The sequence below is a fragment of the Sphingomonas palmae genome, from assembly GCF_900109565.1.
Lineage (GTDB): Bacteria > Pseudomonadota > Alphaproteobacteria > Sphingomonadales > Sphingomonadaceae > Sphingomonas > Sphingomonas palmae.
On the sequence record NZ_FNZZ01000001.1, the window covers coordinates 19,453 to 42,999 of the forward strand.

Sequence of the window (23,547 nt, forward strand, 5' to 3'; positions counted from 1 at the left end):
TCAGCGAATGCGCTTGTCGGTCTGTGACTGCGGCGTGCCCGCGGCGGCCTGGTTCAGCGCGCGAACGATCGCCTTGTGGGCGAGCCCGATCTTGAAGCTGTTGTCGCCCTGGCCGACCGCGCCGGCGAGGAGCGCGCTGGCGGCGGTGTCGAACACCGTGTCAGAGGGACGCTCGTTCTTGATCGCCTCCTCCGCCTCGATCCGGCGCCATGGCTTGTGCGCGACACCGCCGAGCGCGATCCGGACGTCAGCGATCCGGCCCTCCTCCAGCCGCATCGCCACCGCCACCGACACGAGCGCGAAGGCATAGGACAGCCGGTCGCGCAGCTTGAGGTAGGTGTAGTTGGTCGAGAAGTCTTCCGCCGGCAGGTCAATGGCGGTGACCAGCTCGCCCTGCTTCAGATTGTTGTCGCGCCACGGCTCGTCGCCGGGGAGGCGGTGGTAGTCGTCGAAGGCGATCGCCCGGTCGCCCTCCAGCCCCGTCACCTGCACCTGCGCCTTCAGCGCGGCGAGCGCGACGCACATGTCGGAGGGGTGCGTCGCGATGCACCGGTCGCTCGCGCCCAGGATGGCATGGATGCGGTTGACCCCGCCGATCGCGCCGCAGCCCTGGCCGGGCACGCGCTTGTTGCAGGGCGTGTCGACGTCGTAGAAATAATAGCAGCGGGTGCGCTGGTTGAGGTTGCCGCCGTTAGTCGCGGCGTTGCGCAGCTGCGGCGACGCGCCCGCCAGGATCGCGGAGGCGAGCAGCGGATAGCGTGCCTGGACCCGCTCGTCGTAGGCGGTGTCGGCGTTGGTCGCGAGCGCGCCGAGCCGGAGACCGCCGTCGTCGAGATCGGTGATCCGTGCCAGCGGCAGGCGGTTGATGTCGACCACCTCCAGCGGCCGGGCGACGTTCTCCTTCATCAGATCGATGAGGTTGGTGCCGCCCGCCAGATAGGCGACGTGGTCGCCTGCGCCATCGCGGACCGCCTCGGCGACGTCACTAGGCCTGGCATAGTCGAAGCGGATCATGCCTGCTTCTCCATTACCTCGAGCACCGCGTCGGCGATGTTGGTGTAGGCGCCGCAGCGGCACAGGTTGCCGCTCATCTGCTCGCGCACGTCCTGCCGATCCTTGGCGTGTCCCTCGTTGATGAGGCCCTGCGCGGAGCAGATCTGGCCCGGCGTACAATAGCCACACTGGAACGCGTCGTGCTCGATAAACGCGGCCTGGAGCGGGTGGAGCTCGCCCGGCTGGCCAAGTCCCTCGATGGTGGTGATCTCCGCCCCATCCACCGACACCGCCAGCTTCAGGCAGGAATTGATCCGGCGGCCATCGATCAGTACGGTGCAGGCGCCGCACTGGCCGTGGTCGCAGCCCTTCTTGGTGCCAGTCAGGTCGAGCTTGTCGCGCAACAGGTCGAGCAGCGTCGTCCACGGCTCGACCTGGAGCTCGCGCGCCTCGCCGTTGATCGTGAGCGACAACGGCAGCGTCGCGATCGGGCGCGCGGCGACGCGCACCGCCGCCTCGCGGTCGATGGTCACGGCGTCGTTCATGCCGGAATCTCCTCGATAGATGCCGTGTTGGCGGCGGCGACGCGGTTCTCGCGGTGGCGAAAGTCGCTGAGCGCCTGATAGACCTGGAGGCGCGCACGCATCACGCCGCCGAGCGGACGATGCGCCGCCAGGCTGTGCGCGGGGCGGAACGTCATCACCTCGTCGAAGTAGCGGACGCGCTCCGGGCTGTAGGCGCTCTGGCGCGGCAGGCGGATGGTCGCGACGGTGCGATACTGGCTGTCCTGTGCGGGCCACTCGATCGAGGCATCCTCGATCGGCTGCGTCTCCGCGTTGGCCCAGAGCTGCACGCGCAGGTCGAAGACGGCGTCGTGCTCGCTAAAATAGTCGATCGCCGCGTGGCGGAAGCCGTCCTCGTCCTGGTGGGGATCGAGCTGCCAGTCGTCGAGCGCGTCCTGGTAGGTCGAGGCGGGGAAGGTGCCGAGCTTGGCGACATAGTCGCCGAACCGCATCGGACACTGGCTGAAATAGTAGTCGTCGAGCGGGTGGCTGAACGGGTGGCCGTAGAAGTCGAGCGTCGGGCTCGGCCCGCCAGCGACGGCGTTCAGCACCTTGTTGATATTGCGCGTGATCGACGAGGCGGCGCTCTTCACGCCCTCGGGCATTGGGGTCGTCGCGCCGATCTTCTTGGCCTGGCTGAGAAAGCCCGCGGCGGTGCCGGCCGGGAAGGTCGGGCCACTGGCAAAGACGAAGTCCTGGGTCGGCGCATCGTGACCGGGCAGCTTCTCGCCCTCCACCCCGAACACCTTGATCGCCATGCCGCGGTGGGTGGAGACGCGGTCGCCGAGGTTCTCTCCCGGCCCTTGCGCGAAGCGAACCGCGACCTGGAAGGTGCCGCCCGAGGCGAACAGCCCCTGCGCGAGTTCGGGCGGTAGGTCGTCCGCCACCGTCATCTCGCCGAGGACGCAGGCCGTGCTCTTGGCATGGCTGGCGCGCACGGCATGCCCCTCGCGCTTCTCGACGATCTCGCTTTCCTGAGTCATGCCCTTGATGATGCCGTCGATCGACTCCTGCTCGCCATCTTCTAGGGTCTCGACGTCGTCGCTGTAGCGCAGATAAGTCATGGCGTGCCTTATTGGACCGGCGGGAAGGAGAAGAGCTGGGTCTTGATCGACGGCGGCGCGCCGGGTGTGAACCACTGCGTGTCCTGGATATGGCTCGCCGTGAGATACATTGTCCCGTCCGACCCCTCGGAAAAGGTGTCCGGCCAGCGGAGCCGGCGGTCGGTCAGCACCGTCTCCACGCCGCCTTCGGCCAGCCGCTTGACCGAATAGTCGGTGGGCGAGGTGAGATAGAGCACGCCGGCCTTGCTCATCCACAACCCGTCGGCGACGTGGGTCCGCGCCACGATATTCACGCCCGCGCCGCGACGATCCTCATCCACATTCCGGTCCAGCAGCGACGTGTCGATCGAGTAGAGCGTCTCGCCGGTCAGCGCCTGGTAGTAGAGCGTCCGGCCGTCGTTCGAGATCGCGATACCGTCGGAAGCGAAGTCGGGCTGGCGGCCGTCGGGACGGCGCAGCGGCTTGCCCTCGATAGCGACGGTCACCGACTTGTCGATCTGAGTCGACGGATGCCCGTCGAGCGCTCGCCAACCGTCGCCGCTCTCCAAGTCCACGACGATGATCGCGCCACGCGTGCCGCTGTCGGTGATGTAACCCGTCTTGCCGTCAGGCGAGAAGCGGATGTCGTTGAGGTAGGTCCCCTGCAACGCCACGTCCTCGGCGACGGGAATGACCTTGGTCACCGCGTTGGCGGCAAGGTCAATCTTCACCAGCTTGGGCGCGCCGGGGAGAATCTTCTCGTTGCCGGGTGCGCCGGGGTCGAGCACCCACAGGTTGCCGTGTCCATCGGGCACGATCGACTGGACGCAAACGAAATAGTCGGCGACCGGCATCTCATTGGCCTTGGCGTTGCGCCAGCTGTTCCACTTCTCGTCAGGGTAGGGCTTGAGCGTCCCGTCCTCCATCACCTCCGCCACTGAGATCGGCGCGTCGTCTGTCCAACGCGGGAAGTTGACGAACCGCCGCCCGTCCCTGGCGACTGCTACGCCAGTCACCTGATGATCGAAGGATGCTACCTCCGTCAGCGGCCCGGCAAGGCCGATGGCCTCCTTGGCGCGAGACAGGAGGGTAGGGCTGGCGTCTTCCATTTAGATGCTCCGCTCTCAAGTAGAGCTAAGAACACCTGCCAAGCGCGCCTCGTTCCCACGCTCCACATCCTTGGCCAATATTAAACAGCCACTTAGCGTCATTTCAACATCGGAGCGTCCAATCAGTTCGAACGATCGTGACGCGCGACTGCTCCGTCAGCCGTCAAAAACCGCGTCGGTAATCATGATGAATGAATGGCAGACGTTGGTGAGTCGTGAAACGTCCCCGAATGACTGACTTTGGGTCAACTTGCTCTGACTACAATTTCTGCATTCTCGTTGTCTGCGTGTTCCACCCGAGCCCCAAGGCCTTATTCACCGCGATAAAAGCGTTGGTCAGTTGGGCCTTCGTCTGCGCCACCGCGATCGCCGCCGACAGCTGCTGGCGTTCGATGTCGAGCTGTTCGGAGACGGTACTGGTACCGGCCGACACTCGCTGCGCATTGAGCCGCGCGGCGCGCGCGGCGCTCGCTTCCGCGCGGCCTAGTTGCCCCAATTGTGCGCGCGTGTTTCCGAAGCGGGACAGCGCGTCCTCGGCGTCGCGCAGCGCGTCGAGCACCGTCTGGCGATACTGCGCGTCGGCGGTGTCGCGCTGCGCCTCGGCCTGTCGCGTCTTGGCGCGCGCGGCGCCGAAATCGAGCAGGTTGTAGCTCAGCATGGGCGCCGCAAGCGTGGTGAGCTTGCCGAAGTCGAAGATGTCGCCCGGACTGCTGCCTCCGAGACCAAGCAGCCCGAGCAGCCGCACTCCGGGCAGTTCCTTGGCCTTGTTAACGCCGATCGCGGCAGTGTTCGCCGCCAGCGCGCGCTCCGCCGATCGCACGTCGGGGCGCTGCGCGATCAGCGCGGCGGGATCGCCGATCGGAACGCTCGCGGGCGGGAGCGGCACGGGCGCGCCCGGCGTCAGCACGGCGTCGAGCGCGCCCGGCGTACGCCCGGTATAGACCGCCAGCTCGTTCAGGTAGCCGTCGCGCTGCGCGGCGAGCGGGATGGCGTCCGCGCGCGTGCTCTCGAGCTGGTTCTGCAACCGCTCGACATCTAGCAGGGAGGCGGTGCCGCGATCGTAACGCTGTTGCGCCAACGCGACCTGCCGCTGCTGCAATTGCGCCGAGCGGTCATTCAGTTGAATACGCGCCTGTACGTCGCGCAAGTTGACGTAGGCTTGCGCGACCTGTGCCGACAGGCTGACCTGCGCGTCGGCCAGATCGGCGAAGCGCGCCTCGATCATTGCGCGCGCCTGTTCGACGCCGCGGCGCTTGGCGCCGAACAGGTCGGGCTCCCACGAGGCGGTGAGGCCGAGATTGAAGTTGTCGATCTGGAGAGACGAGGGCGCCTGCTGCTGTCCCGTTCCGCCCTGGGCAGCGCCATCGCCGCCAGCACCCGTCAGGCTGCTTCCGGGCAGCTGCGCGTGAAGGTAGCTGAGGTTGGTGGAGATGGACGGGTACCGGCTTGCGCGCTGCTGCGAGAGTAATGCCTGCGCCTCGCGGATGCGCGCGGTCGCTTGGTCGATCGTGGGACTGTTCGCCAGCGACTGATCGACCAATGCGGTGAGCTGCGCATCGCCCAGCGCGTCCCACCACCGCGCCAGCCCAGGTGTGGGCGTCAGCGCGGCGTCGTTCGCACGCACGAACGTGCCGCGCGCCGCCGCGTCGCTCGCGACCGCCGGCGGTCCGGCATAGTTCGGGCCAACGGTGCAGCCGGCAAGCGTCGTGGCGGCGAGAAGGGCCAAGTGTCGCATCAATGCACCATTGCAGGGCCGGCGCGCTTGGGCAGCGGCTTCAGGAAGAGGACCAGCGGCAGCACCGCGAAGGTGCCCACCCCCATGATCCAGAAGATGTCGTTGTAGGTCATCACCAGCGCCTCGCGCCCGATCTGCTGCGCGAGCAGCGCGATGCCGCCGCCCGCCGGGCTACCGGTCTGCCCGATCACCGAACCCAGCCCGCCGACGTAATCCTGCACCGCGACGCTGTTCGCGTTCAGCGTTTCCTCCATCCGCCGCGAGTGGAGCCACACGCGCTGATCCTGCAGGATCGCGATGCCGGCGAGCGCGAAGCTGCCGCCGAGATTGCGCACCGCGTTGAACAGTCCCGACGCGTCGCCCGCGTCGGCTGGCGGCACCGAGCGCACCACCGCCTGGCTGAGGAACAGCATCGTCAGGATCTGTCCCACGCCGCGCAGCAGCTGGCTGGCGGTGAAGTCGTGCCCGGCGGATTGCGCGGTCAGGTTCGCGTCAAGCAGTGCGGCCACCGCCATGATGACCAGCCCGGCGCCGACCGCCAGGCGAATGTCGATCGTGCGCAGCAGGAGCGGCACCAGCACCATCATGAACAGGCTGGGGATGCCCGACAGCAACACCACCTTGCCCGATTGCAGCGCGTCATACCCCGCCAGGCCGGCGAGGAATTGCGGAATCGCGTAGCTGGTGCCGTACAGCACCATGCCGAGCACCACGCCCATCAGCGCGACCGAGCCGAACTGCCGGTCGAGCAGCAGCGACAGTTTGATGATCGGTCGCCGCGCATAAACTTGTCCCCACGCGATACACGCGAAGCCGACCAGCATGACGGCGAACATGACGCGGATCAGCTCGGACGAGAACCACTGCTCGCGCTGACCTTCCTCCAGGAAGACGGTCAAGCCGCCGAGGCCGAGCGCGAGGCCCAGGATGCCCGTCCAGTCGGCCTCGCCGAGCAGGTGCAGCTTCGCCTTCTCGTGCGGCAATCCGACGAGCAGCAGCGTGACCAGGATGCCGCAGATCGGCACGTTAAGGAAGAAGGCGTAGTGCCAGCTGATATTCTCGGTCAGCCAGCCACCGATCAGCGGGCCGAGCACGGGGCCCAGGATCGCGGTGATGCCGAACGCGCTGATCCCGATCGGCTGCTGCGCGGGCGGCAGGCGCTGCGCGATGATCGTCTGCGCGGTTGGGATCATCGCGCCGCCGGTGAACCCTTGCCCGACGCGCCCGACGATCATCATCGTCAGCGTCGACGACACGCCGCACACCACGGAGAAGGCGGTGAACAGCCCGGCCGCGATCAACAGGAACGTGCGCAATCCGAGCAGCCGTTGGAGCCACGCCGCCATCGGAATGATGACGATCTCCGCCACCAGGTAGGCGGTGGCGATCCACGTACCCTCGGTGCCGCTGGCGCCGATCTCCCCCTGGATCGTCGGCAGCGCGGAATTGACGATCGAGATGTCGAGCGTCGCCATCATCGCGCCGAGCGTCCCCGCCGCGACCGCCAGCCACGCGATCGCGTCGGCGCGCTCGCCGCGCGCGGGTGCCGTGCGATGGCCGGACGCAGGCGCCGCGCTCGCCATCGTCAGCGGCGCTCCCGCTTGTCGACTTGCTCCTGCTGCTCGCGAAGCCGGTCGAGATCATCCTTGGCGCTGATCGTGTTCACCGTCACCGTCACTGATAGGCCGGGCACCAGCAGGCGTCGCACCGCCGGGGTCGCCTCGATCGAGATACGAACGGGCACGCGCTGCGTGATCTTGGTGAAATTGCCCGTCGCGTTCTGCGGAGGCAGGATCGAGAACTGCGCGCCGGTGCCGGGAGAGAAGCTGGCGACCCGCCCCTTCAGGTCGATGCCGTCGAGCGCGTCGACGTGGATCGACACCGGCTGACCTGGGCGCATCAGCGCGAGCTGCGTTTCCTTGAAGTTCGCGGTGATATAGAGTTTGTCGAGCGGTACGATCGACATCAGCCGCGTACCGGTCTGCACGTACTGGCCTATCGTCACCGTCTTGTCGCCGATCCGCCCCGCGATTGCGGCCTTGACCACGGTTGCGCCCAGGTCGACGTTCGCGCTGGCAAGCTGCGCGCGCGACGATTGCGCCTGCGCCAGCCCCTGCTGCACCTGCCCCTCAATCGAGCCGACGCGGCGACGCTGCGCCTCTACCGCCGCTGCTTGCGCGGCGACCTCCTGCGCGGACTGGCGCGCGGTCGCCTCCAACTGCGCCAGCTTCTCGCGCGTTTCCGCACCCGACGCGGCGAGCGGGCGGTAGCGCGCGACCTCGGCGGCGTCGTGCGCCGCCTTGGTGCGAGCCTGCGCGAGCTGCGCCTCGGCCTGGTCGATCGCGGCGTATTGCTCGCGGATCTGCGCGCGCGCGCTATCCGCCTGTGCCACGCCGACGCCGACCTGCGCGCGTGCCTGCGCCGCCTTGGCTTCCGCGTCGCGCGGGTCGATCCGCACCAGCGGCTGGCCGGCGCGAACGTCCTGGTTGTCGGTCACGTAGACGTCGGCAACGTAGCCCGCGACCTTGGGCGAGACGACCACCATGTCAGCCTGCACCGTCGCATCGTTTGTTTCCTGCAGGTACTTGCCGTGGTTCTCGTAGCGAATGAACCACATCGCCCCCGCGACCAGCAGCACCGCCGCGATCGCCAGCAGGATCAGCTTGGCACGACTGGACAGGCCTTTGCGCTTGGGCGCTTCGTCCAGGTCGGCAGGTTCCTGCTGCGCGGCACCGTTGCTCGCGCTTCGATATTTCTCGTCGTCAACACGCGGAGCGCTCGATACCTCGTTTAGCTGCTTGTCCGTCATTTCCGCTCGCCGCAGTGAAGGTGGTCAAATAGGACGTTGCGTATAAGCGGACAATAGCGTCCGGTTTCTAGCTCGGCGACAAGCCGCGGAAGATGATGTCGAGCGCTGACTGCACCTGTTCTTCGCCTTCAGACGAGAGCCGCGAGACGGGCAGCAGGCCCGCGAGCATGCGCAGGGCCAGCAGAACGTCGTGAACGGTGGCGTTGGCGCGCAACTCGCCGCTGCGCTTGGCGTGCTCGACCAGGGGCGTGAGCGCGGTGGCAAAACGCTGCCCGAGCGCACGCAGCGGCTCGCTGGTACCTTCACCGGTTAGGTCCTCGGCGATCCGGGCGTATACCGCCCGCGGCGTGGCCCCGCTGCGAACCAGCGAGATGAGGGCGTCACGGAGCGCGATCTTCTCGCGTGCGGCAACCTCCTCGATCGTGACAAGGCTCTGCTCGAACACTGCGATGGCGAGCGCCTCGCGGTCCGGAAAGTTTCGATAAAGGGTGCCGCGACCAACTCCAGCACGCGCGGCGATCTCCTCCAGCGCGACGGTGAAACCGCGTTCCAGGAAGAGGTCAGCCGCGGCGGCGATCAGTGCCTCGCGGCGGAGTTTCGCGTCTTTGCGCAACTGGGTTCCTCTACGGCTGCGTGATCAAGCCTACACCGACAGTCTTAATTTGCTGAACAATCGTCCTACACTGCGCTTTACCGCCTATCTGAACGAAAATCGCTTCGATGCGTCCGCTTTTATCCCAGCTATGACTGCAAGTGGGTCCAGTCCGCTGCGGAAGCTTACGTACCTCGCTTCGACTTCCGAGCCTTGGGTGTCGGCAGTTCAGCCGCCGTGACGCGCAGCAGTTCGCAGAACCATTCGGCATCGTCCCATCGATCCGCCGCAATCAGCATCTGCGGTTTGGCGCCTGGATACGGCGGTGAGTCCGACACCGGTTCGCCATGAGCGCGGCCTGATACCGTCGACTTGACGAATAGTTGATCGTTGCAAACCGAGCCGATCATCTTGCCGTCGACGTAGACCCCGTACTCGCCGAACATGGGCTTGGCAGTCACCCCGTCGATGCCGGTCGCCTGTTCAAGCAGGAAATCGATTGTGCGTCGCTGCGTCGGCATAGACAAAGCCTAACAGACGAGCGCTGACGCGGGCAATGGAACGCCGATCGTCTGGGTCGTCAACGCGGTGAACGAGCGACCGCTCTCGGGAAAGACTCAGGTCGCGCTGAACAGCTGATTGTGGGTCTTGGCGTCATACCGATACGCTCTTGGGCGACTTCAATCGCGAACATATCTACGGACCAGCAGTCAGAGCGGCACAAACATGTTTCTCGATTGTTAACGAGGTGTGACTGTATCCGCCGCAACCCCGTCCGCCGCTCAGCGACCCCGCGCCTCCGCGTGGCAGCCGATCCACGGCATGCTCGCCGCCTTTCCGCTCACCTGCTTTATCGGGGCGCTAGTGACCGACATCGCGTATGCGCGCACTGCGCAGATGCAATGGGCTAACTTCTCCGTCTGGTTGATCGCAGCGGGTGTGGTGATGGGTATCGTTGCGGCGATCGCGGGGATCGCCGATGCGCTGGTCACCCGGCGCAAACGACGACATGCCTCGGCTTGGCACAACGTTCTGACGATCGTGACCTTCATCCTCGCGGTCATCAACGGCTTCATTCACAGCCGCGACGCCTGGACATCGGTGGTGCCGACCGGACTGATTCTGTCGGCGATCACGGCCGTGCTGACTCTCATGACGAGCTGGAACGGCTACAGCGTCGCGAGGCGTGTCTGATGCGTGCTGCATATCTCATCGGCTCGGCGTTGTTGCTGGTTTCCTGCGCCAAGGGTGGCGAGCCGCCCGAGCAGCAGACCGGGCCCAATCCGCAGCTGCCCGCGATCCAGCAATATCTCATGCCGCCGATGCATGTCGCAGGCGTGACACCCTGGAACGGAGCAATGCCGAAAGTCGCGCCTGGGCTGCGCGTTACGAAGTTCGCAGACGGTTTCAAGAACGTCCGGTCGGTCTACGTGCTGCCCAACGGCGACGTACTCGCAGTCGAGCCTAAGGGACCTAGCGAGCCGATCTCGCGGCCCAAGGACATCGTCGTCAACTTCATCCAAGGGTTCGGTCACGCCAAGATCCAGGGTGGTAATCGGATCACGTTGCTGCGCGACACGAACAACGACGGCCGCGCCGACCTGCGCACGACCTTTATCGACGGGCTGAATGCACCGTTCGGCGTCGCGCTGGTCGGAGGCGATCTCTACGTCGCCAATACCGATGCGATCGTGCGTTTCCCCTACACGACCGGGCAGACCCGCATCGCCGCACCCGGCCAGGTACTCACCCCGCTGCCCGGCGGACCGATCGATCATCACTGGACCAAGAGCCTCGTCGCCAGCCCCGACGGCAGCAAGCTGTACGTCGGCATCGGATCGAACAGCAACATCACCGAGAACGGCATGGAGGCCGAAAAGGACCGGGCGCGCATCTGGGAGGTCGACCGCGCAACCGGTGCGCACCGCGACTATGCGACCGGTTTGCGTAATCCGAACGGCCTGTCGATCCACCCTGCGACGCGGCAGCTCTGGACGGTCGTCAACGAGCGCGATGAACTCGGACCCGATCTGGTGCCCGACTATATGACTTCGGTGCAGCCGGGCGCGTTCTACGGCTGGCCGTACAGTTTCTGGGGCCAGCACGTTGATCCGCGCGTCAGGCCGCAGCGCCCCGACATGGTCGCGCGCGCGGTCATGCCCGATTACTCGCTCAGTTCGCACGTCGCGCCGCTCGGCATGGCGTTCTCCTACGGCGCGGCGATGCCGGCCGCTTACCGCGCGGGCGCCTTCGTCGGCGAGCATGGCAGTTGGGACCGGGGTCACCTGAACGGGTACAAGGTCGTCTACATCCCCTTCGCAAACGGTCGCCCGAGCGGGAAACCGGTCGATGTCGTCACCGGCTTCGTCGACGCGGACGGCAAGGCGCGGGGACGGCCGGTCGGCGTCGCCATCGACCGCCGCGGCGGGCTGCTGATCGCCGACGATGTCGGCAACGCGATCTGGCGTGTCACTGGTCGCTGATAGAGCAGTCCGACCGACCACCGATCTCGATAGGTTCTCCTATCGGCGAAACGAGCGAAGCGCTGATTGCCGGCGCTCGTTTGCGGGTCCGCCCAACACCATGATCTAGCCGAGCGTGTCCTCCACTCTGACCGGCAGGTCGCGAACACGCACGCCCGTTGCATTGAACACGCCGTTCGCCACCGCCGCCGCGACGCCGATGATGCCGAGTTCGCCCAAGCCCTTCACGCCCTGCGAGTTCACCGCCATATCCTCGTCGGGCACCATGATCACGACCTGCTCGCCGATATCGGCGGCGGTTGGAACGAGATACTCGGCGAGATCACGGTTCATGTATACACCGGTGCGCGGGTCCACCTCCGTCTTCTCGTGCAACGCCGAGCCGACACCCCAGACCATGCCGCCGAGATACTGGCCGCGCGCGGTAAGCGGGTTGAGCACGCGACCCGCGGCGAACGCGCCGACGTGGCGCTGGACGCGAACCTCGCCCGTCGCCGCGTGGACGTGAACCTCGACCATGTGTGCGCCGAACGCCCAGGCGAGCTTGTCCTCCGGCAAGGTCAGGAGCTTGATGTGCCCGGCATGGAGGTCGTCCAGCGCGCCGGGCTTTGCACCGGGCGGCAGCCAGTCGAGCCGAACCGCGCGCGCGCCCTGCGGCTGGCGCAGCAATGCGGTACACGCGTCGGAAAGCGCGTTGGCGAGGCTGGTCGTCGTCGAGGAGCCGCCCGAGATGCCGGCAGGCGGCAGCGCAGTGTCGCCAAGCGATACCGTGACCCGGTCGATCGGGACGCCCAACCGCTCGGACGCGATCGTCGCGAGCAGGGTGTAGAGCCCGTTGCCGATTTCGTGATGCGCGGTCTCGACGTGCACCGCGCCGGATTGGTCCTGCGTGAGACGTAGCGCGACAGGGCCGATCTTGGCCGGACGCGCCGCCGCCGCACAGCCATGTCCCACCCACCAACCATCGCGTAGCGTGGCGCGCGGCTGCTGCGATCGCCGCGACCAGTCGAATGCGGCGGCTGCGGCGTCGAAGCAGCGCATCAGCGGACGCGTCGTGAACGCCTTGCCGGTGACCGGGTCGACTGCGGTGTCGTTGCGCCGCCTGAGTTCCACCGGATCGATCTTCAGCGCGTGCGCCAACTCGTCCACCGCGCTTTCCAGTGCGAACAGGAACGGCACCTCCGGCGGCGCGCGCATCGGCCCCGGCGTGTTGCGATCGACGCGGCCGAGCCGTTCCTCCGCCGCCACTGTCTCGACGCCGTAGAGGGCGGTGGACACGTCGGTGCCTTCCATCGCGAAATCGTCGAAGCGCGAGCTCACCGTCGCGGCGTCATGTCCCAGCCCAATGAGGCGACCATCGCCTGCGGCTCCGAGACGGAGGCGGTGATGCGTCTCCGTCCGGTGGTTCGCGACCGTGAACTGGTCGCGTCGGCTGACTTCCAACCTGACTGGCCGGCCGAGCCGGCGTGCGGCCAGCGCGCAGATGGCGGTGTGCTGCGACAGCGCGAGCTTGGAGCCGAAATGGCCGCCGATGAAGCGGGAGATCACGCGTACTCGCGCGGGATCGAGTCCGAGCTGCGCCGCCAGGCCGTGCTGCGCGGCACCGATATAGCGGGTCGGCTCGTAGACGGTCAGGTCGTCGCCATCCCAGATGCAGGTCGTGCTCGGCAGCTCGATCGGATTGTGGTGCTGGATCGGTGTCGTGTAGCGCGCATCGACGCACACCGCGGCTCGTGCCAGAGCGGCGTCCAAATCGCCTTTGCGACGGTCGTGGTGCTCTGCGCTGACCTCGGACAATGGCTCGGTTGTGCAGCGCGGATCGGCCAGGCTGGCGACGGGCGACTGGCCGGCATAGCCGAAGCGAAGCGCGGCCGCGGCTGCGGTCGCGACCTCCGCCGTTTCGGCGACGACCATCGCGACGATCTGGCCCGCGTAGCGGATCTCGGGCGACGCCAGCGGACGCCAACTACTATTCGCCCAGCCGCCTCCCATCAGGTGATCGACCGGACCGATCGCGTCGCCGACCTCCTCGTGCGTCAGGATCATCAGCACGCCGGGCATCGCCTGAGCGGCGCTGCGCATGATCGACGTCATCCGTCCCCGAGCGATAGCGCTGACCGCCAAAGCGGCGTGAGCCATCCCGGCGAACGACACGTCGCCGGGAAAATCCGCAAGTCCGCAAACCTTCAACGGCCCGTCTATGCGGGTGTGGCGTTGGCCAGTCTTCGCCACGACACGCTTGGTTGCGGCGTGCGGGAGCGCAGTCGCTTCGATTTTCTCCGTCACCAGCAAACAACCCTCAACAGACGAGGTGCGAGAACGCCCGGCAACCAAGCTCGGCCCCGTAAGCGGCTTCGTTCGCCTTTGACTTTCGCCAGCCAAGGACAATCTCGCCGAGGAGATCCGGTTGAATGCACTCGGGCGTGAAACGCCACATAGACGTGAACGAATGGCCGAAAGTGGTGGGCGCAAGTTCGCTTGAATGTCGGATTGTGGGTCTGCTCAGACCTCGGTCCGCACCTTTAGCTCAAGAGCAGTCGCCTCACTCGTCAACCAAGAACCTTGTCGAGCGCGGCGGCTATTGCGTCCATGCCAGACTGGTTCGGGTGATATGGGACGGGCGTAGCCCATCCGGGATAGGCCGCGGGGTGGAAGCCGGCGACCAAAGGCTGCGCTGCGCATGCGTCATGTCTTTCGCCGACCAGCGTCGAGCGCACGACACCAACGCTATAGCGCTTGGCCGCGCCGCCAATCGCCTGGGCAAGGCGGATCGCCACCCCACGCATCCGCGCCGCGTCGTCCGGGGTAAGCGGAACCGCCGCGCAGTTTCCCGGGCCACTCGCCGAGATGGCGGGAAGATAGCCGACGAGGACGATCCGCGCTGCAGGGGCGCGTTGCCGCACGGCGGCGATCACGCGGTCGAGCGAGGCGGGAAGTACGGCGAGGCTGGCCTCGACATCGCCTGCGTCGCGGACATGGCAATTGACGCCGCCGGTGTCGCGGCAGGTCAGCCCCCGGAGATTGCCGACATAGTCTATGTCGTTGCCGCCAATCAGGACCGTCACCAATCGTGTGTCGGAGGTCACCGCCGCGATCTGTGCCGGGAAGCCGTGCTGGCCATGGTCGAGGATGTTGGCGGTCGTTGCACCAGAACAGGCGGCGTCGACCAGTCGAAGGTGGCGACGCGCCGCCACTTGCCGGGCGTAGTTAGACATCGATCGCCCACAGGCGCCGCTTGCCGGATCGGGTGTGCCCACTCCGGGCCCGGCGGCATAGGAACTGCCGAGCGAGACGTAGCGGCTGCCGGCGGGAAGGCCGGCGGATGCAGCGGCAGCGAGTGCGGCAATCAGGGGCAGGATCACACGGTTCTCCTATTGGTTCAGCGGCACCACGGCTGGCCCCGCCTCCAAGTTGGGCCGCACCGCAATCGTATTACTATCGGCGTCGAACAGCACGTCGTAGGCGTAGAAGGGGAGCGTGCCCGCATGGATGGTGACGCGGTCGCTCCCGCCCGGCTTGAACGTGGCATGCGCACCATGCGCCTTATCGCCAGCCACGAAGCCGAGCGCCGGTGGTGGTGAGCCGCGGGTCGGGGCGAAGTCGATCCGTGCACGGGCTCCCTCCTGCCACCGCGGCGGCGCCGACCGATCAAGCACTGTCAGCCCCGGCGCACCGGTGTCCAGCAGGGTCGGGCCGCACAGCCGCTCCGCCCCGGGGATGGCGAGCGAGACGCAGCCCGCAACGGTGCCGCGCGGATTGGCCGCGCCGGGCTGCAACGGCACGAAGCCGGCGAGATCACGCGCCTCGGGATTGAGGACCAGCGCGCCCGCCCCACCGCCGCGCTGAGGCAGGTGGACGATCCAGCGACGGACGCCCAGCGCCCGGAACGGGTTGTCGACTCGTCCCGACATCAAACGGATGCCGATGATCGCGGGAAAGCCTTGCCCCGGCTGCCCAGACCCCATCAGGCCATAGGCATCCGGGGACACGCGCGCGGCGGGACAGTCGGGCTGTCGGGCCACGCACGTTACGCGATCGATCGCCTGAATTGCCACGCGCCCGCGCGCGCCGCCGATCGCGACATCGGCGTCGACGCGGCGGCCGTCGAGTTCGACGCCGCTGCCGTAGGAATAGGTCTCCGCCTCGCCACCCGGCGCGACCCGTGCCCGAGCCGCGGCACGGGGCAGCAGCCGCAACCCGGTCGAGCCGGTATCGAGCCCCGCCATCATCGGCGCGCCATTGACGACAAACTCGATGACGTAGCGCGGCGTACCAACTGGCCGGATGTCGACCTCGCGGATCGGGACGATGCTGCGCGGCGCCTCCTGCGCCTGCGCGCCCGTCGCCGTGAGTATACCCGCAGCGATGACGGCGACAGGACGGATCATGGCAGCTTGGCCTTCATCTTGGCAATGGCCTCCTTGGAGCCCGCCAGGGCCCGGGCGACGAGCCGTCCATTGGGCGACGCGGGATTGGTGGCATAGTCGCTCGACCAGCTGCCGATCGCGGCATTGGAGAAATCGAGGTCCACCAACTTGTCGCCGACCTGGCGCGCGGTCAGGAAGCGGCGCGCGTTCGCGGCGCCCATCGTCCTTGGGTCCGGATCGAGCCGATAGTCGCCGTTGCCGATCGACTTGCCCGGGCGGCAATTGATCAGCCGCACGACCTGCCGGCCGCGAACGCGCTCGGGCACGCACGTTCCGCCGTGCGCGCAGTAGGAAACGCCGTGCTCGTCGCGGCGCAGAATATCAGCCGGCAGGATCTTCCCCGCCGCGTTGCGATAGCCGCCAGCATCGATGACGGGTGCCAAGGTGCGCACCTTGCACTCGGGGAAGTCGGCGGCGCTGGCCGCGCCGGCGGTAGCCACAAGGATGAGCATCGCAATCGTCTTCATGCGCAGTCTCCGGGTTGATTGAAGCCATATCGGCTCTTGCCTTCACGGGTTCGTGACAAGTTGGTTGGCTTGCGTAACAATTTGTAACGCCGCTTGCTTCCACACGCGGCCCGGCGCTTGATGCGACTATGCCCGACCAGCCGCTCATCGCCGTCTGCGAGGACGATGCGGACATCCGCGAGTTGCTCGCCGCCTTTCTGGCGGCGAATGGGTTCGCGGTCGCAACCGCGCGTGACGGGGCGGCCCTCGATGCCGTGCTGTTTCAACGCAGGGTCGCACTCGTCGTGCTCGACTGGATGCTGCCCGGCGAAGACGGCCTGTCGATCTGCCGCCGGATTCGAGCGAGCGGCGGTCCGCCGGTGGTGATGCTGACCGCGCGCGACGAGGACGGCGACCGGATCGCCGGACTCGACGGCGGCGCCGACGACTATGTGTCAAAGCCGTTCAACCCGCAGGTCCTGCTTGCCCGCATCCGGGCGGTGCTGCGCCGTGGAGCACCGGTCGAGGGCGAGCGGCTGGTCCTCGCCGATCTTGCAATCGATCCCGCCGCGCGGCGCGTCCACGTCGGCGATGCCGAGCTGTCGCTGACCGCCGCCGAGTTCGACCTCTTACTCAGCTTTGCGCAGGCGCCGCAGCGCGTCCTGTCGCGCGACCGGCTGCTAGACCTGACCCGAGGGCGCGCCGCCGATGCTTTCGATCGTTCGATCGACATGCAGGTCAGTCGCCTGCGCCGGCGGCTGGAAGAGGCGGGCAGTGAGGTCGCGGGCCTGATCCGCACGGTGCGCAACGCCGGCTACATCCTCGCCGCTGCGGTACGAAGGGGATGATCCGCCGGCTCGATCTGTTCGGACGACTGATCCTCATCCTGCTCGGCGCGCTCGTCCTGCTCGGCACGCTGGGCGTCACGCTGTTCTACGTACGGGAATCGCATCGCCCGGTGTTCGCCCGCATTCCCTTTCCTCGGCTGCAGCACGCGGCAGGTATAATCGACCTTGCCGCATCGGAGCCGGCTGAACGCATCCCTATGGTCTTGCGGGCCGGCAATGGGGTCGATGTCGTGACGCGTTTGGCATCGATCGATCGGCCTTCATCCGACCTGCGTTACGCCCCCCGCTTGACCGCACGACTGCGAATTTACCTGCGAAGCAAAACGCCCGTTCGAGCCTATACCAGCGTCGTGTTCACGCCACGCCGTTCAGCGGACGGTGTGGAAGGCTACATGGCGCGCGCTGTTGCTCGCCTGGCCGACGGGCGGCTGCTCGTGATGGACATGCCGTCACCGGGCGACACGGAATTGCCGCGCCTGTTCGGCTTGCCCGCCAGCCAATGGATGGGTGCCGCCGCGACGCTGATTGTGCTGCTGGCATTGTGGGGCACAGCGCGCGAAACCCGGCCGCTGCGCCGGGTCGCCCGCGCGATGCGCGCTTTCGACGGTACCGCGGTGACGATCTCGGGCCCGTTGCCCGCTGCCGCGGATATTCGACGCACCGGAGAAGCCGCCGCCGCGATGCAGGCCCGCGTGATGACGCTGCTCGGCGAGCGCTCGCTGATGATCGGGGCGATCTCGCACGATCTGCGCACGGTCCTGACCCGGATGCGGTTGCGAGTCGCGGCGCTGGACGACCCTGCGGCGCGAGCGGCGCTCGAGCGTGATCTCGAGCGGATGGACGCGATGCTGTCCGATGCGCTGGCCTTCGCGCGCGGCACGGCGATCGGTCCGGAACGCCTGCCCATCGACCTCGCTGATATCGCCGCTAGCGAGGCGGCGGAGCGCGACGCTCGCGGCCAGCAGGGCGCCATCGATCTAGCGCTCGACGACGCCCCCTGCCTCGGCGACGCGCTCGCGCTCCGCCGGGTCGTCGCCAACCTCATCGACAATGCCATCAAGTACGGCCGCGACCGCGTCGTGGTGACGACGGGCTCGACCGCCGATCACGCCTGGCTGGCGGTCGAGGACGATGGGCCGGGTATCTCGCCCGATCAGCGCGCCGAGATGCTCCAACCCTATTGCCGCGGCGAGCAGGCGAGGCGGGCAGGGCTGGCCGGCTCGGGCCTCGGTCTCGCCATCGTCCAGCAGATCGTCGAGGGGCATCGCGGCACGATAGCGATCGGGGAGTCGACGTATGGCGGCGCGCAGGTGACGATCAGCCTCCCGCTGAACGCGCGCCCGACGTAGCATTCAATCGATCTCGAGCGCGCGCAGCGTGTCCGCCACTGCGACCGGCAGCGGCGTCCGCGGTTCTTCGCCGAGGAACGCGACGAGCTTGCGGTTGTCGAGGCGCAGGGGGACGCGCCAGAGATGACGCATGCCATACAGGCCGCGCAGCGTCTCGTTGAACAGGCCGAGGACGGCGAACAGTGGCCATGGCAGCGGCTTCACCCTCGTCTCTGGCCGGCCGACCGCCCGGGCGATGGCGTCGACCATCGCGGTGCCGTCGGCGTCCCACACCCCCTCGGCATGAAATCGCGCGAACGGCTCCAGATCTTCCTCGTGATCGAGCAGCCGCGCGATCGTCTCCGCTGCGTCGGGTAGATAGGTCCAGCTATGGCCGACGCCCCTGCCGCCCGGATACGTGATCGAGGCGAGCCGGCGGCCCGGCGTCACCAGCCCCTGGCTGAACCAGTTGTTGCCCGAATGCGGCCCGAAAAAATCGCCGAAGCGGACGATGAGCACCCGGCCTCCGCGATCGACAGCACGGGCCAGGCGCTGCTCCAGCTCGACGCGGAGCCGTCCCTTTTCGGTCGCCGGGTGCTGCGGCGCGTCCTCGGCCACATCGGCCGGCACATCGGCCCCGTAATTGTAGACGGTGCCGGGCAGCACGATGCGTGCTCCGGTCGCTTCGGCCGCCGCGATGGTGTTGAGGATCATCGGCAGCACCAGCTCGCCCCAGCCGCGATAGGCGGGCGGGTTCACCGCGTGGACGATCACGTCCACCCCGTGCGCCGCACGCAGGACGTCGGCCGCAACCATCGCGTCGCCTCGCGTCCACGCGACCCCGCGCAGTCGCTCTCCCGATGCTGCGGCGGCCCGCTCCGGATCACGCGCCATCGCCACGAGCTTCCAGCCGTGCCGCAGCAGCGCCGCCGCCGTCTCCCCCCCAATGCCGCCCGTCGCGCCCAGAACCAGCGCGGTTTTGCCTTGCTTCATGACCATTCTCCTTTCGGGATGGATTTGGCGTGCTGGGTGATGGAAGGTAATTGAGGAACTGCGTTCAGCTGCTGGAGCATTTTTGATGAAGAGCATCGATTGGGAGGACCAGCGCGCCTTTCTCGCCGTGCTCGAGGAAGGCAGCCTGTCCGCCGCCGCACGCCGGCTTGGCGTGACGCAGCCGACGATGCGGGCCCGGCTCGAGGCACTGGAGCAGGCGCTCGGGACGGTGCTGTTCACGCGATCGGTACGCGGGCTGGTCCCGACCGAGCAGGCGCGATCGCTCGGCGCCGCGGCACGGGCGATGGCGCGCGCGTCAGAGGCGTTCGTCCGCGCGGCCTCCGCCCCGCCGGATCGCGTCGCAGGGCGGGTCAGGATCAGCGTCCCCCAGTTCATCGGGCAGGAGGTGCTACCACCAATGGTGGCGGAGCTGCGTCGCCAGCACCCCGACCTCATCCTCGAGATTGAGCTAAGCGACATTGTCGCCAATATCCTCGAGCAGGAGGCGGACGTCGCCGTCCGTATGCAACAGCCGTCGCAAGGAGCACTCATCGCCCGCAAGGTGCCGCCGATCGAACTCGGCTTCTTCGCGCATGTCGATTACCTCGCCAGGCGCGGCCGGCCCGACACCGTCGCGGACCTTGACGACCATGATCTGGTCGGGCCTGACCGTCACCGTTTCGACCTCGCCATGCTGGAGGCGCACCGTAGCGACATCCCGCTCGGGCGGTTCGTGGCTCGCGTCGACAGCCACCCGGCCCAACTGGCGCTCATCCGCGCGGGTGTCGGCATCGGCGTGACGCAATGCGGCGTGGGCAGGCGCGACCCGTCGCTCCGCCGGGTCTTGGCAGAGCTATGCCTGCCTGCCCTGGAAACCTGGATCGTCACGCACGAAGACTTGCGGCTTCTCCCGAGGGTCGCTGCCGTGTTCAATTACTTGGTCAGCGAGTTCGACAAGCTAGCTATCACATGATGCGATCGCGCCTAGCGGCCGGTGGAGCCATGAACGCCCGAAAAGACGGGCGTCAGGAAGATTCGGAGTGTCAGAAGTCAGCGCCAAGTCGGCTGCGTTAGCAGATGGCTGACCACCCTGTTCATTCCAACATCTGCGATCCGTTCAAACTTGCCGGGATGAACAAGCGTCCGCTTTCTGGAAGGCTAAAGACGCGCCTGAATGACCGCTTCTGGGTCGAAGCGGATGTTCAAACAAAGCTCGTCAGCGCATCCCCCGCATGGCTCGTGGCCGCGGGCCCACCGTCAGGCAGCGCGTTTTACCTTTGAACTTCCCACCATCTGTCCGGCCGCTACAGCATCCAAGGGCCGGCTGAACAGAAATCCCTGCAGCGTGCTGCAACCCTGAGCCTGAAGCTCGGCGTGCTGCCCCGCATCCTCGACGCCTTCCGCCGTTGTTTCCATGTTCAGCGCGGTGGCGAGGTCCACGATCGCCTTGACGATCGCCGCAGCACTAGCGTCGTTCGCGACATTGGTGACGAACGAACGGTCGATTTTAATCTTGTCGAACGGGAACGAGCGCAGGTAGCTGAGCGAGGAATAGCCGGTGCCGAAATCGTCGAGCGCCACGCGAACGCCGAGCGCGCGGAGCATGTGCAGAATCTGGAGCACGCCGGTCTCGCCTTCGAGGAATACCGATTCGGTGATTTCGATCTCAAGCCGGTTTGGTGCAAGTCCGCTGGTCGACAGCGCCTGGAGCACAACCGAGCCGAACCCCTGTGAGCGGAACTGGAGCGGCGACACGTTCACCGCAACCCGCACGTGCTCGGGCCACGTGGTGGCAACGCGGCACGCCTCGTGCATCACCCATTCGCCGACTTGCGTGATCAGGCCGGTTTCCTCGGCAACCGGGATGAATTCCACTGGAGGAATGAAGCCGCGTTCGGGATGCGGCCAGCGCAGCAGCGCCTCGAATCCCCTAATCGCCTCGCCGTCGCTGGCGACGATCGGCTGGAAGTGGAGCTGGAGTTGCCCGGTGCGGATCGCAACGCGCAGGTCAGTCTCGATCTGGCGCCGCCGTCGCGCCGCTTCGTCGAGCGATTGTTCGAAGAAGCGGAAGTTGCCACGACCGTCCTGCTTGGCTCGGTAGAGCGCCAGGTCGGCATTCTTCAGCAGCACCGCCGCTTCCTTGCCGTCGGCCGGATACATTGAAATGCCGATGCTGCTGCCCGTGGCGATTGTGTGACCATCGACTTCCAGCGGCTCGGAAAAGGTGTCGAGAACCGCCTGCGCCAGCCGGCGCGAGCGGCCCAAGTCGTCGCTCTCCGAAACCACGATGGCGAACTCGTCACCCCCGAGCCGTGCCACCATCGCTCCTTCGGCGACGCGGAGCAGCCGTTGCGCGACGTGGCGGAGCAGCGCGTCGCCGACTGGATGGCCGAGCGTGTCGTTGATGCTCTTGAACCCGTCGAGGTCGAGGCACAGCACGCCAACTTTTTCGTCGAGTCGCTTGGCGCGCGCGACCGCCTGGTCGAGCGATTGCTGGAAGAAGGCGCGATTCGGTAGATCGGTCAGTCCGTCATGGAAGGCTAGGTGCGTTATGCGTTCCTCTCGCTCCTTGATGCCGAACGACATGCGGTTGAACGAGCGCGCCAGACGGCCGACCTCGTCGTCGCTCTTCACCGGTACCTCGGCGCGTTCGCCCTCCTCCAGCCGTCGCGCCGCCGCGTCGAGCGCCACGATCGGCTTGGCGATGCCGCGCGCCAGCCGGCCGGTGCCGATGACGATCATTACCATCCACGCGAGCCCCGCAGCGACGAGCCCGATCTGAATCGAGCGGTACGACTGCATCGCGCGTGCCATCGGATAGCTGAGCAGCAGCGCGGCCTGCGCAGGACCGTCGGGCGCGGCGAGTGGGCGCACGATCGCGAAGCTGCGCCCGGCGGGCGTGTCGATGTTGGTGACCGAGCGTCCGGTGCTGGCCGGAAAGGTGACATGCCCATCGCTCCAGGCGCCGGTGCGCGTGCGGATCAGCATCTCCGCGGTGAGCGGGATCGCGAACAGCTTTTCCAGCCCACGCATCTCCGACGCGTCGAGCGGCACTACGAACGCAATGCGGCCAATCTCGTTGGGTGCCAGAACCGGCGCGGTGACGATGCGATGGACGGAGTAATCAGATGCGACCACCGCATCGCGGCGATCGCCCTGAATCGCGCCGACGAAGCGACTGATCTTACCGCCCAGTTCGCCCGCGCCGCCGATCACCTGACCTTCGTTCGTGACGAGCACGGCGTGCGGCACGCCAGCGCGTGCACGCAGACTGTCCAGCGCCGACTCGATCGTCGCGACGTCGTTGCTGGCAACCGCACTGCGGAAGCCGAAGTCTCGCGCCACCACGTCCGCTGCGCCCGCGAGTGAGCGCTCGCGCTCCTGCCACAACCGATCGTAGACCGAGGCGCTGGTGGCGAGCTCGTCGGTCGCGGAACTGCGTGCGCTCCGTTCGATCATCACCTGCGCCAGCACCGCGAGCGCGACCAAGCCGATCGTGAACAGTCCCGCGTAAAGGACCGTCAGCTTCGTACGCAGCGTGCGAAACGGCGGCAGCGACAGGTTCATCGACGCAGCTGCAACGTCGTGTTGAGCCCCGTCGCTGCGATCGGCGCGGGCTGTTCCAACGTATTGTTCGCACTTCGGATCGACGGGTGCCACACCGCGACGCGGCCGCCTCCCGCGGCGACGTTCATCCGCACGCGGCCGTTGGCGTCGGTAAGCGCAGTGTACGGGCTCGCCGTGACGTAGACGACGCCGTTCATGCTGTCGTGGATGTTGCAGCCTAGCATCACCGCTCCTGGCTTGTCGAAGGTGATCGTACGGCTCTCGTCGCGACCGAACAGCTTCAGCTCGAACTTCTTGGGCTTGGAGAACGAGTAGACGTGGTGGCGCACCTTGTCGAAGTTGGGGAAGCTGACGGTGGCGCCGACGGGGACGATCAGCACCTGCGGATCGAACTGGATGTTGCGCTGCGCTACCGAATAGGACCCGCGTGGGGCCGGCGGTGGCGTACCCAGCATCGTTACGGTGACGACTGCGCCGGCGAGCGGGCGCCCGTCGGGGCCGATCACTTGGATGGTGACCGGCGCCGCGGCGGCCGCCGTGGCGATCGGCATGGCGGCTCCGGCAGCGGCGAGAATGTGAAGGATGCGCATCGCACCTTGAGTAGCTGCGCG

The 23,547-nt window shown here is 67.1% G+C and carries 21 protein-coding genes; 5 read left to right on the forward strand and 16 right to left on the reverse strand.

Annotated features, from left to right (window positions below):
• The 9 genes from BMW51_RS00100 to BMW51_RS00140 form a co-directional block, all read right to left on the reverse strand.
• On the reverse strand, nucleotides 1-1,014 hold the full coding sequence (locus BMW51_RS00100) for an FAD binding domain-containing protein (RefSeq protein WP_093002194.1): 1,014 nt from the start codon (nucleotides 1,012-1,014) through the stop codon (nucleotides 1-3).
• A complete protein-coding gene (locus BMW51_RS00105) occupies nucleotides 1,011-1,538 on the reverse strand; it encodes a (2Fe-2S)-binding protein (protein ID WP_093002196.1) in 528 nt (175 codons plus the stop codon). Before BMW51_RS00105 ends, BMW51_RS00100 begins: the two co-directional genes overlap by 4 nt.
• Nucleotides 1,535-2,620 (reverse strand): catalase family protein, encoded by a 1,086-nt coding sequence (locus tag BMW51_RS00110; RefSeq protein ID WP_093002198.1) that lies wholly within the window; start codon nucleotides 2,618-2,620, stop codon nucleotides 1,535-1,537. Before BMW51_RS00110 ends, BMW51_RS00105 begins: the two co-directional genes overlap by 4 nt.
• A gap of 8 nt (nucleotides 2,621-2,628) precedes the next feature.
• On the reverse strand, nucleotides 2,629-3,708 hold the full coding sequence (locus BMW51_RS00115) for an L-dopachrome tautomerase-related protein (protein ID WP_093002200.1): 1,080 nt from the start codon (nucleotides 3,706-3,708) through the stop codon (nucleotides 2,629-2,631).
• A 259-nt stretch (nucleotides 3,709-3,967) separates the two neighbouring features.
• Complete coding sequence (locus BMW51_RS00120; protein WP_093002202.1) at nucleotides 3,968-5,443, reverse strand: efflux transporter outer membrane subunit; 1,476 nt, start codon at nucleotides 5,441-5,443, stop codon at nucleotides 3,968-3,970.
• Nucleotides 5,443-7,026, reverse strand: a complete 1,584-nt coding sequence (locus tag BMW51_RS00125) for an MDR family MFS transporter (protein ID WP_093002204.1) — start codon at nucleotides 7,024-7,026, stop codon at nucleotides 5,443-5,445. Before BMW51_RS00125 ends, BMW51_RS00120 begins: the two co-directional genes overlap by 1 nt.
• 2 nt (nucleotides 7,027-7,028) lie before the next feature.
• A complete protein-coding gene (locus tag BMW51_RS00130; RefSeq protein ID WP_093002206.1) occupies nucleotides 7,029-8,252 on the reverse strand; it encodes an HlyD family secretion protein in 1,224 nt (407 codons plus the stop codon).
• A gap of 67 nt (nucleotides 8,253-8,319) precedes the next feature.
• Nucleotides 8,320-8,865 carry a TetR/AcrR family transcriptional regulator gene (locus tag BMW51_RS00135; RefSeq protein ID WP_093002208.1) on the reverse strand — a complete coding sequence of 182 codons (546 nt, stop codon included), beginning with the start codon at nucleotides 8,863-8,865 and terminating at the stop codon, nucleotides 8,320-8,322.
• A 164-nt stretch (nucleotides 8,866-9,029) separates the two neighbouring features.
• A complete protein-coding gene (locus BMW51_RS00140; RefSeq protein WP_093002210.1) occupies nucleotides 9,030-9,365 on the reverse strand; it encodes a TfoX/Sxy family protein in 336 nt (111 codons plus the stop codon).
• Nucleotides 9,366-9,666: 301 nt separating this feature from the next.
• Here BMW51_RS00140 and BMW51_RS00145 point away from each other — a divergent pair, with 301 nt between their 5' ends.
• Both BMW51_RS00145 and BMW51_RS00150 read left to right on the forward strand, forming a co-directional pair.
• Complete coding sequence (locus tag BMW51_RS00145; RefSeq protein WP_093002212.1) at nucleotides 9,667-10,038, forward strand: DUF2231 domain-containing protein; 372 nt, start codon at nucleotides 9,667-9,669, stop codon at nucleotides 10,036-10,038.
• Complete coding sequence (locus BMW51_RS00150; RefSeq protein WP_093002215.1) at nucleotides 10,038-11,327, forward strand: PQQ-dependent sugar dehydrogenase; 1,290 nt, start codon at nucleotides 10,038-10,040, stop codon at nucleotides 11,325-11,327. Before BMW51_RS00145 ends, BMW51_RS00150 begins: the two co-directional genes overlap by 1 nt.
• Nucleotides 11,328-11,432: 105 nt before the next feature.
• On the opposite strand, the gene BMW51_RS00155 is transcribed toward BMW51_RS00150, so the two are convergent.
• The 4 genes from BMW51_RS00155 to BMW51_RS00170 form a co-directional block, all read right to left on the reverse strand.
• Nucleotides 11,433-13,613, reverse strand: coding sequence for a xanthine dehydrogenase family protein molybdopterin-binding subunit (locus BMW51_RS00155; RefSeq protein WP_425440958.1), 2,181 nt, complete (start codon nucleotides 13,611-13,613; stop codon nucleotides 11,433-11,435).
• Nucleotides 13,614-13,876: 263 nt separating this feature from the next.
• On the reverse strand, nucleotides 13,877-14,689 hold the full coding sequence (locus BMW51_RS00160) for an SGNH/GDSL hydrolase family protein (protein WP_093002219.1): 813 nt from the start codon (nucleotides 14,687-14,689) through the stop codon (nucleotides 13,877-13,879).
• Between the two features lie 9 nt (nucleotides 14,690-14,698).
• Nucleotides 14,699-15,715 carry a hypothetical protein gene (locus tag BMW51_RS00165; RefSeq protein ID WP_093002221.1) on the reverse strand — a complete coding sequence of 339 codons (1,017 nt, stop codon included), beginning with the start codon at nucleotides 15,713-15,715 and terminating at the stop codon, nucleotides 14,699-14,701.
• Entirely contained in the window at nucleotides 15,712-16,221 is a 510-nt protein-coding gene (locus BMW51_RS00170; protein WP_093002223.1) for a hypothetical protein, read from the reverse strand. The genes BMW51_RS00165 and BMW51_RS00170 overlap by 4 nt, the downstream gene beginning before the upstream one ends.
• Nucleotides 16,222-16,349: 128 nt before the next feature.
• Here BMW51_RS00170 and BMW51_RS00175 point away from each other — a divergent pair, with 128 nt between their 5' ends.
• Both BMW51_RS00175 and BMW51_RS00180 read left to right on the forward strand, forming a co-directional pair.
• Nucleotides 16,350-17,048, forward strand: a complete 699-nt coding sequence (locus BMW51_RS00175) for a response regulator (RefSeq protein WP_093002225.1) — start codon at nucleotides 16,350-16,352, stop codon at nucleotides 17,046-17,048.
• Nucleotides 17,045-18,397, forward strand: coding sequence for an ATP-binding protein (locus BMW51_RS00180; protein WP_093002227.1), 1,353 nt, complete (start codon nucleotides 17,045-17,047; stop codon nucleotides 18,395-18,397). Before BMW51_RS00175 ends, BMW51_RS00180 begins: the two co-directional genes overlap by 4 nt.
• A gap of 3 nt (nucleotides 18,398-18,400) precedes the next feature.
• Here BMW51_RS00180 and BMW51_RS00185 read toward each other — a convergent pair whose 3' ends face one another.
• Nucleotides 18,401-19,369 (reverse strand): SDR family NAD(P)-dependent oxidoreductase, encoded by a 969-nt coding sequence (locus tag BMW51_RS00185; protein ID WP_093003700.1) that lies wholly within the window; start codon nucleotides 19,367-19,369, stop codon nucleotides 18,401-18,403.
• An 85-nt stretch (nucleotides 19,370-19,454) separates the two neighbouring features.
• Between BMW51_RS00185 and BMW51_RS00190 the strand changes: the two genes are divergently transcribed.
• Nucleotides 19,455-20,342 carry a LysR family transcriptional regulator gene (locus BMW51_RS00190; RefSeq protein WP_093002229.1) on the forward strand — a complete coding sequence of 296 codons (888 nt, stop codon included), beginning with the start codon at nucleotides 19,455-19,457 and terminating at the stop codon, nucleotides 20,340-20,342.
• Nucleotides 20,343-20,626: 284 nt separating this feature from the next.
• Here the strand turns inward: BMW51_RS00190 and BMW51_RS00195 are convergent, their stop codons facing one another.
• Both BMW51_RS00195 and BMW51_RS00200 read right to left on the reverse strand, forming a co-directional pair.
• Entirely contained in the window at nucleotides 20,627-22,936 is a 2,310-nt protein-coding gene (locus BMW51_RS00195; protein WP_093002231.1) for a putative bifunctional diguanylate cyclase/phosphodiesterase, read from the reverse strand.
• Nucleotides 22,933-23,487, reverse strand: a complete 555-nt coding sequence (locus BMW51_RS00200) for a cupredoxin domain-containing protein (protein ID WP_093002233.1) — start codon at nucleotides 23,485-23,487, stop codon at nucleotides 22,933-22,935. The genes BMW51_RS00195 and BMW51_RS00200 overlap by 4 nt, the downstream gene beginning before the upstream one ends.
• Nucleotides 23,488-23,547: the final 60 nt, after the last annotated feature.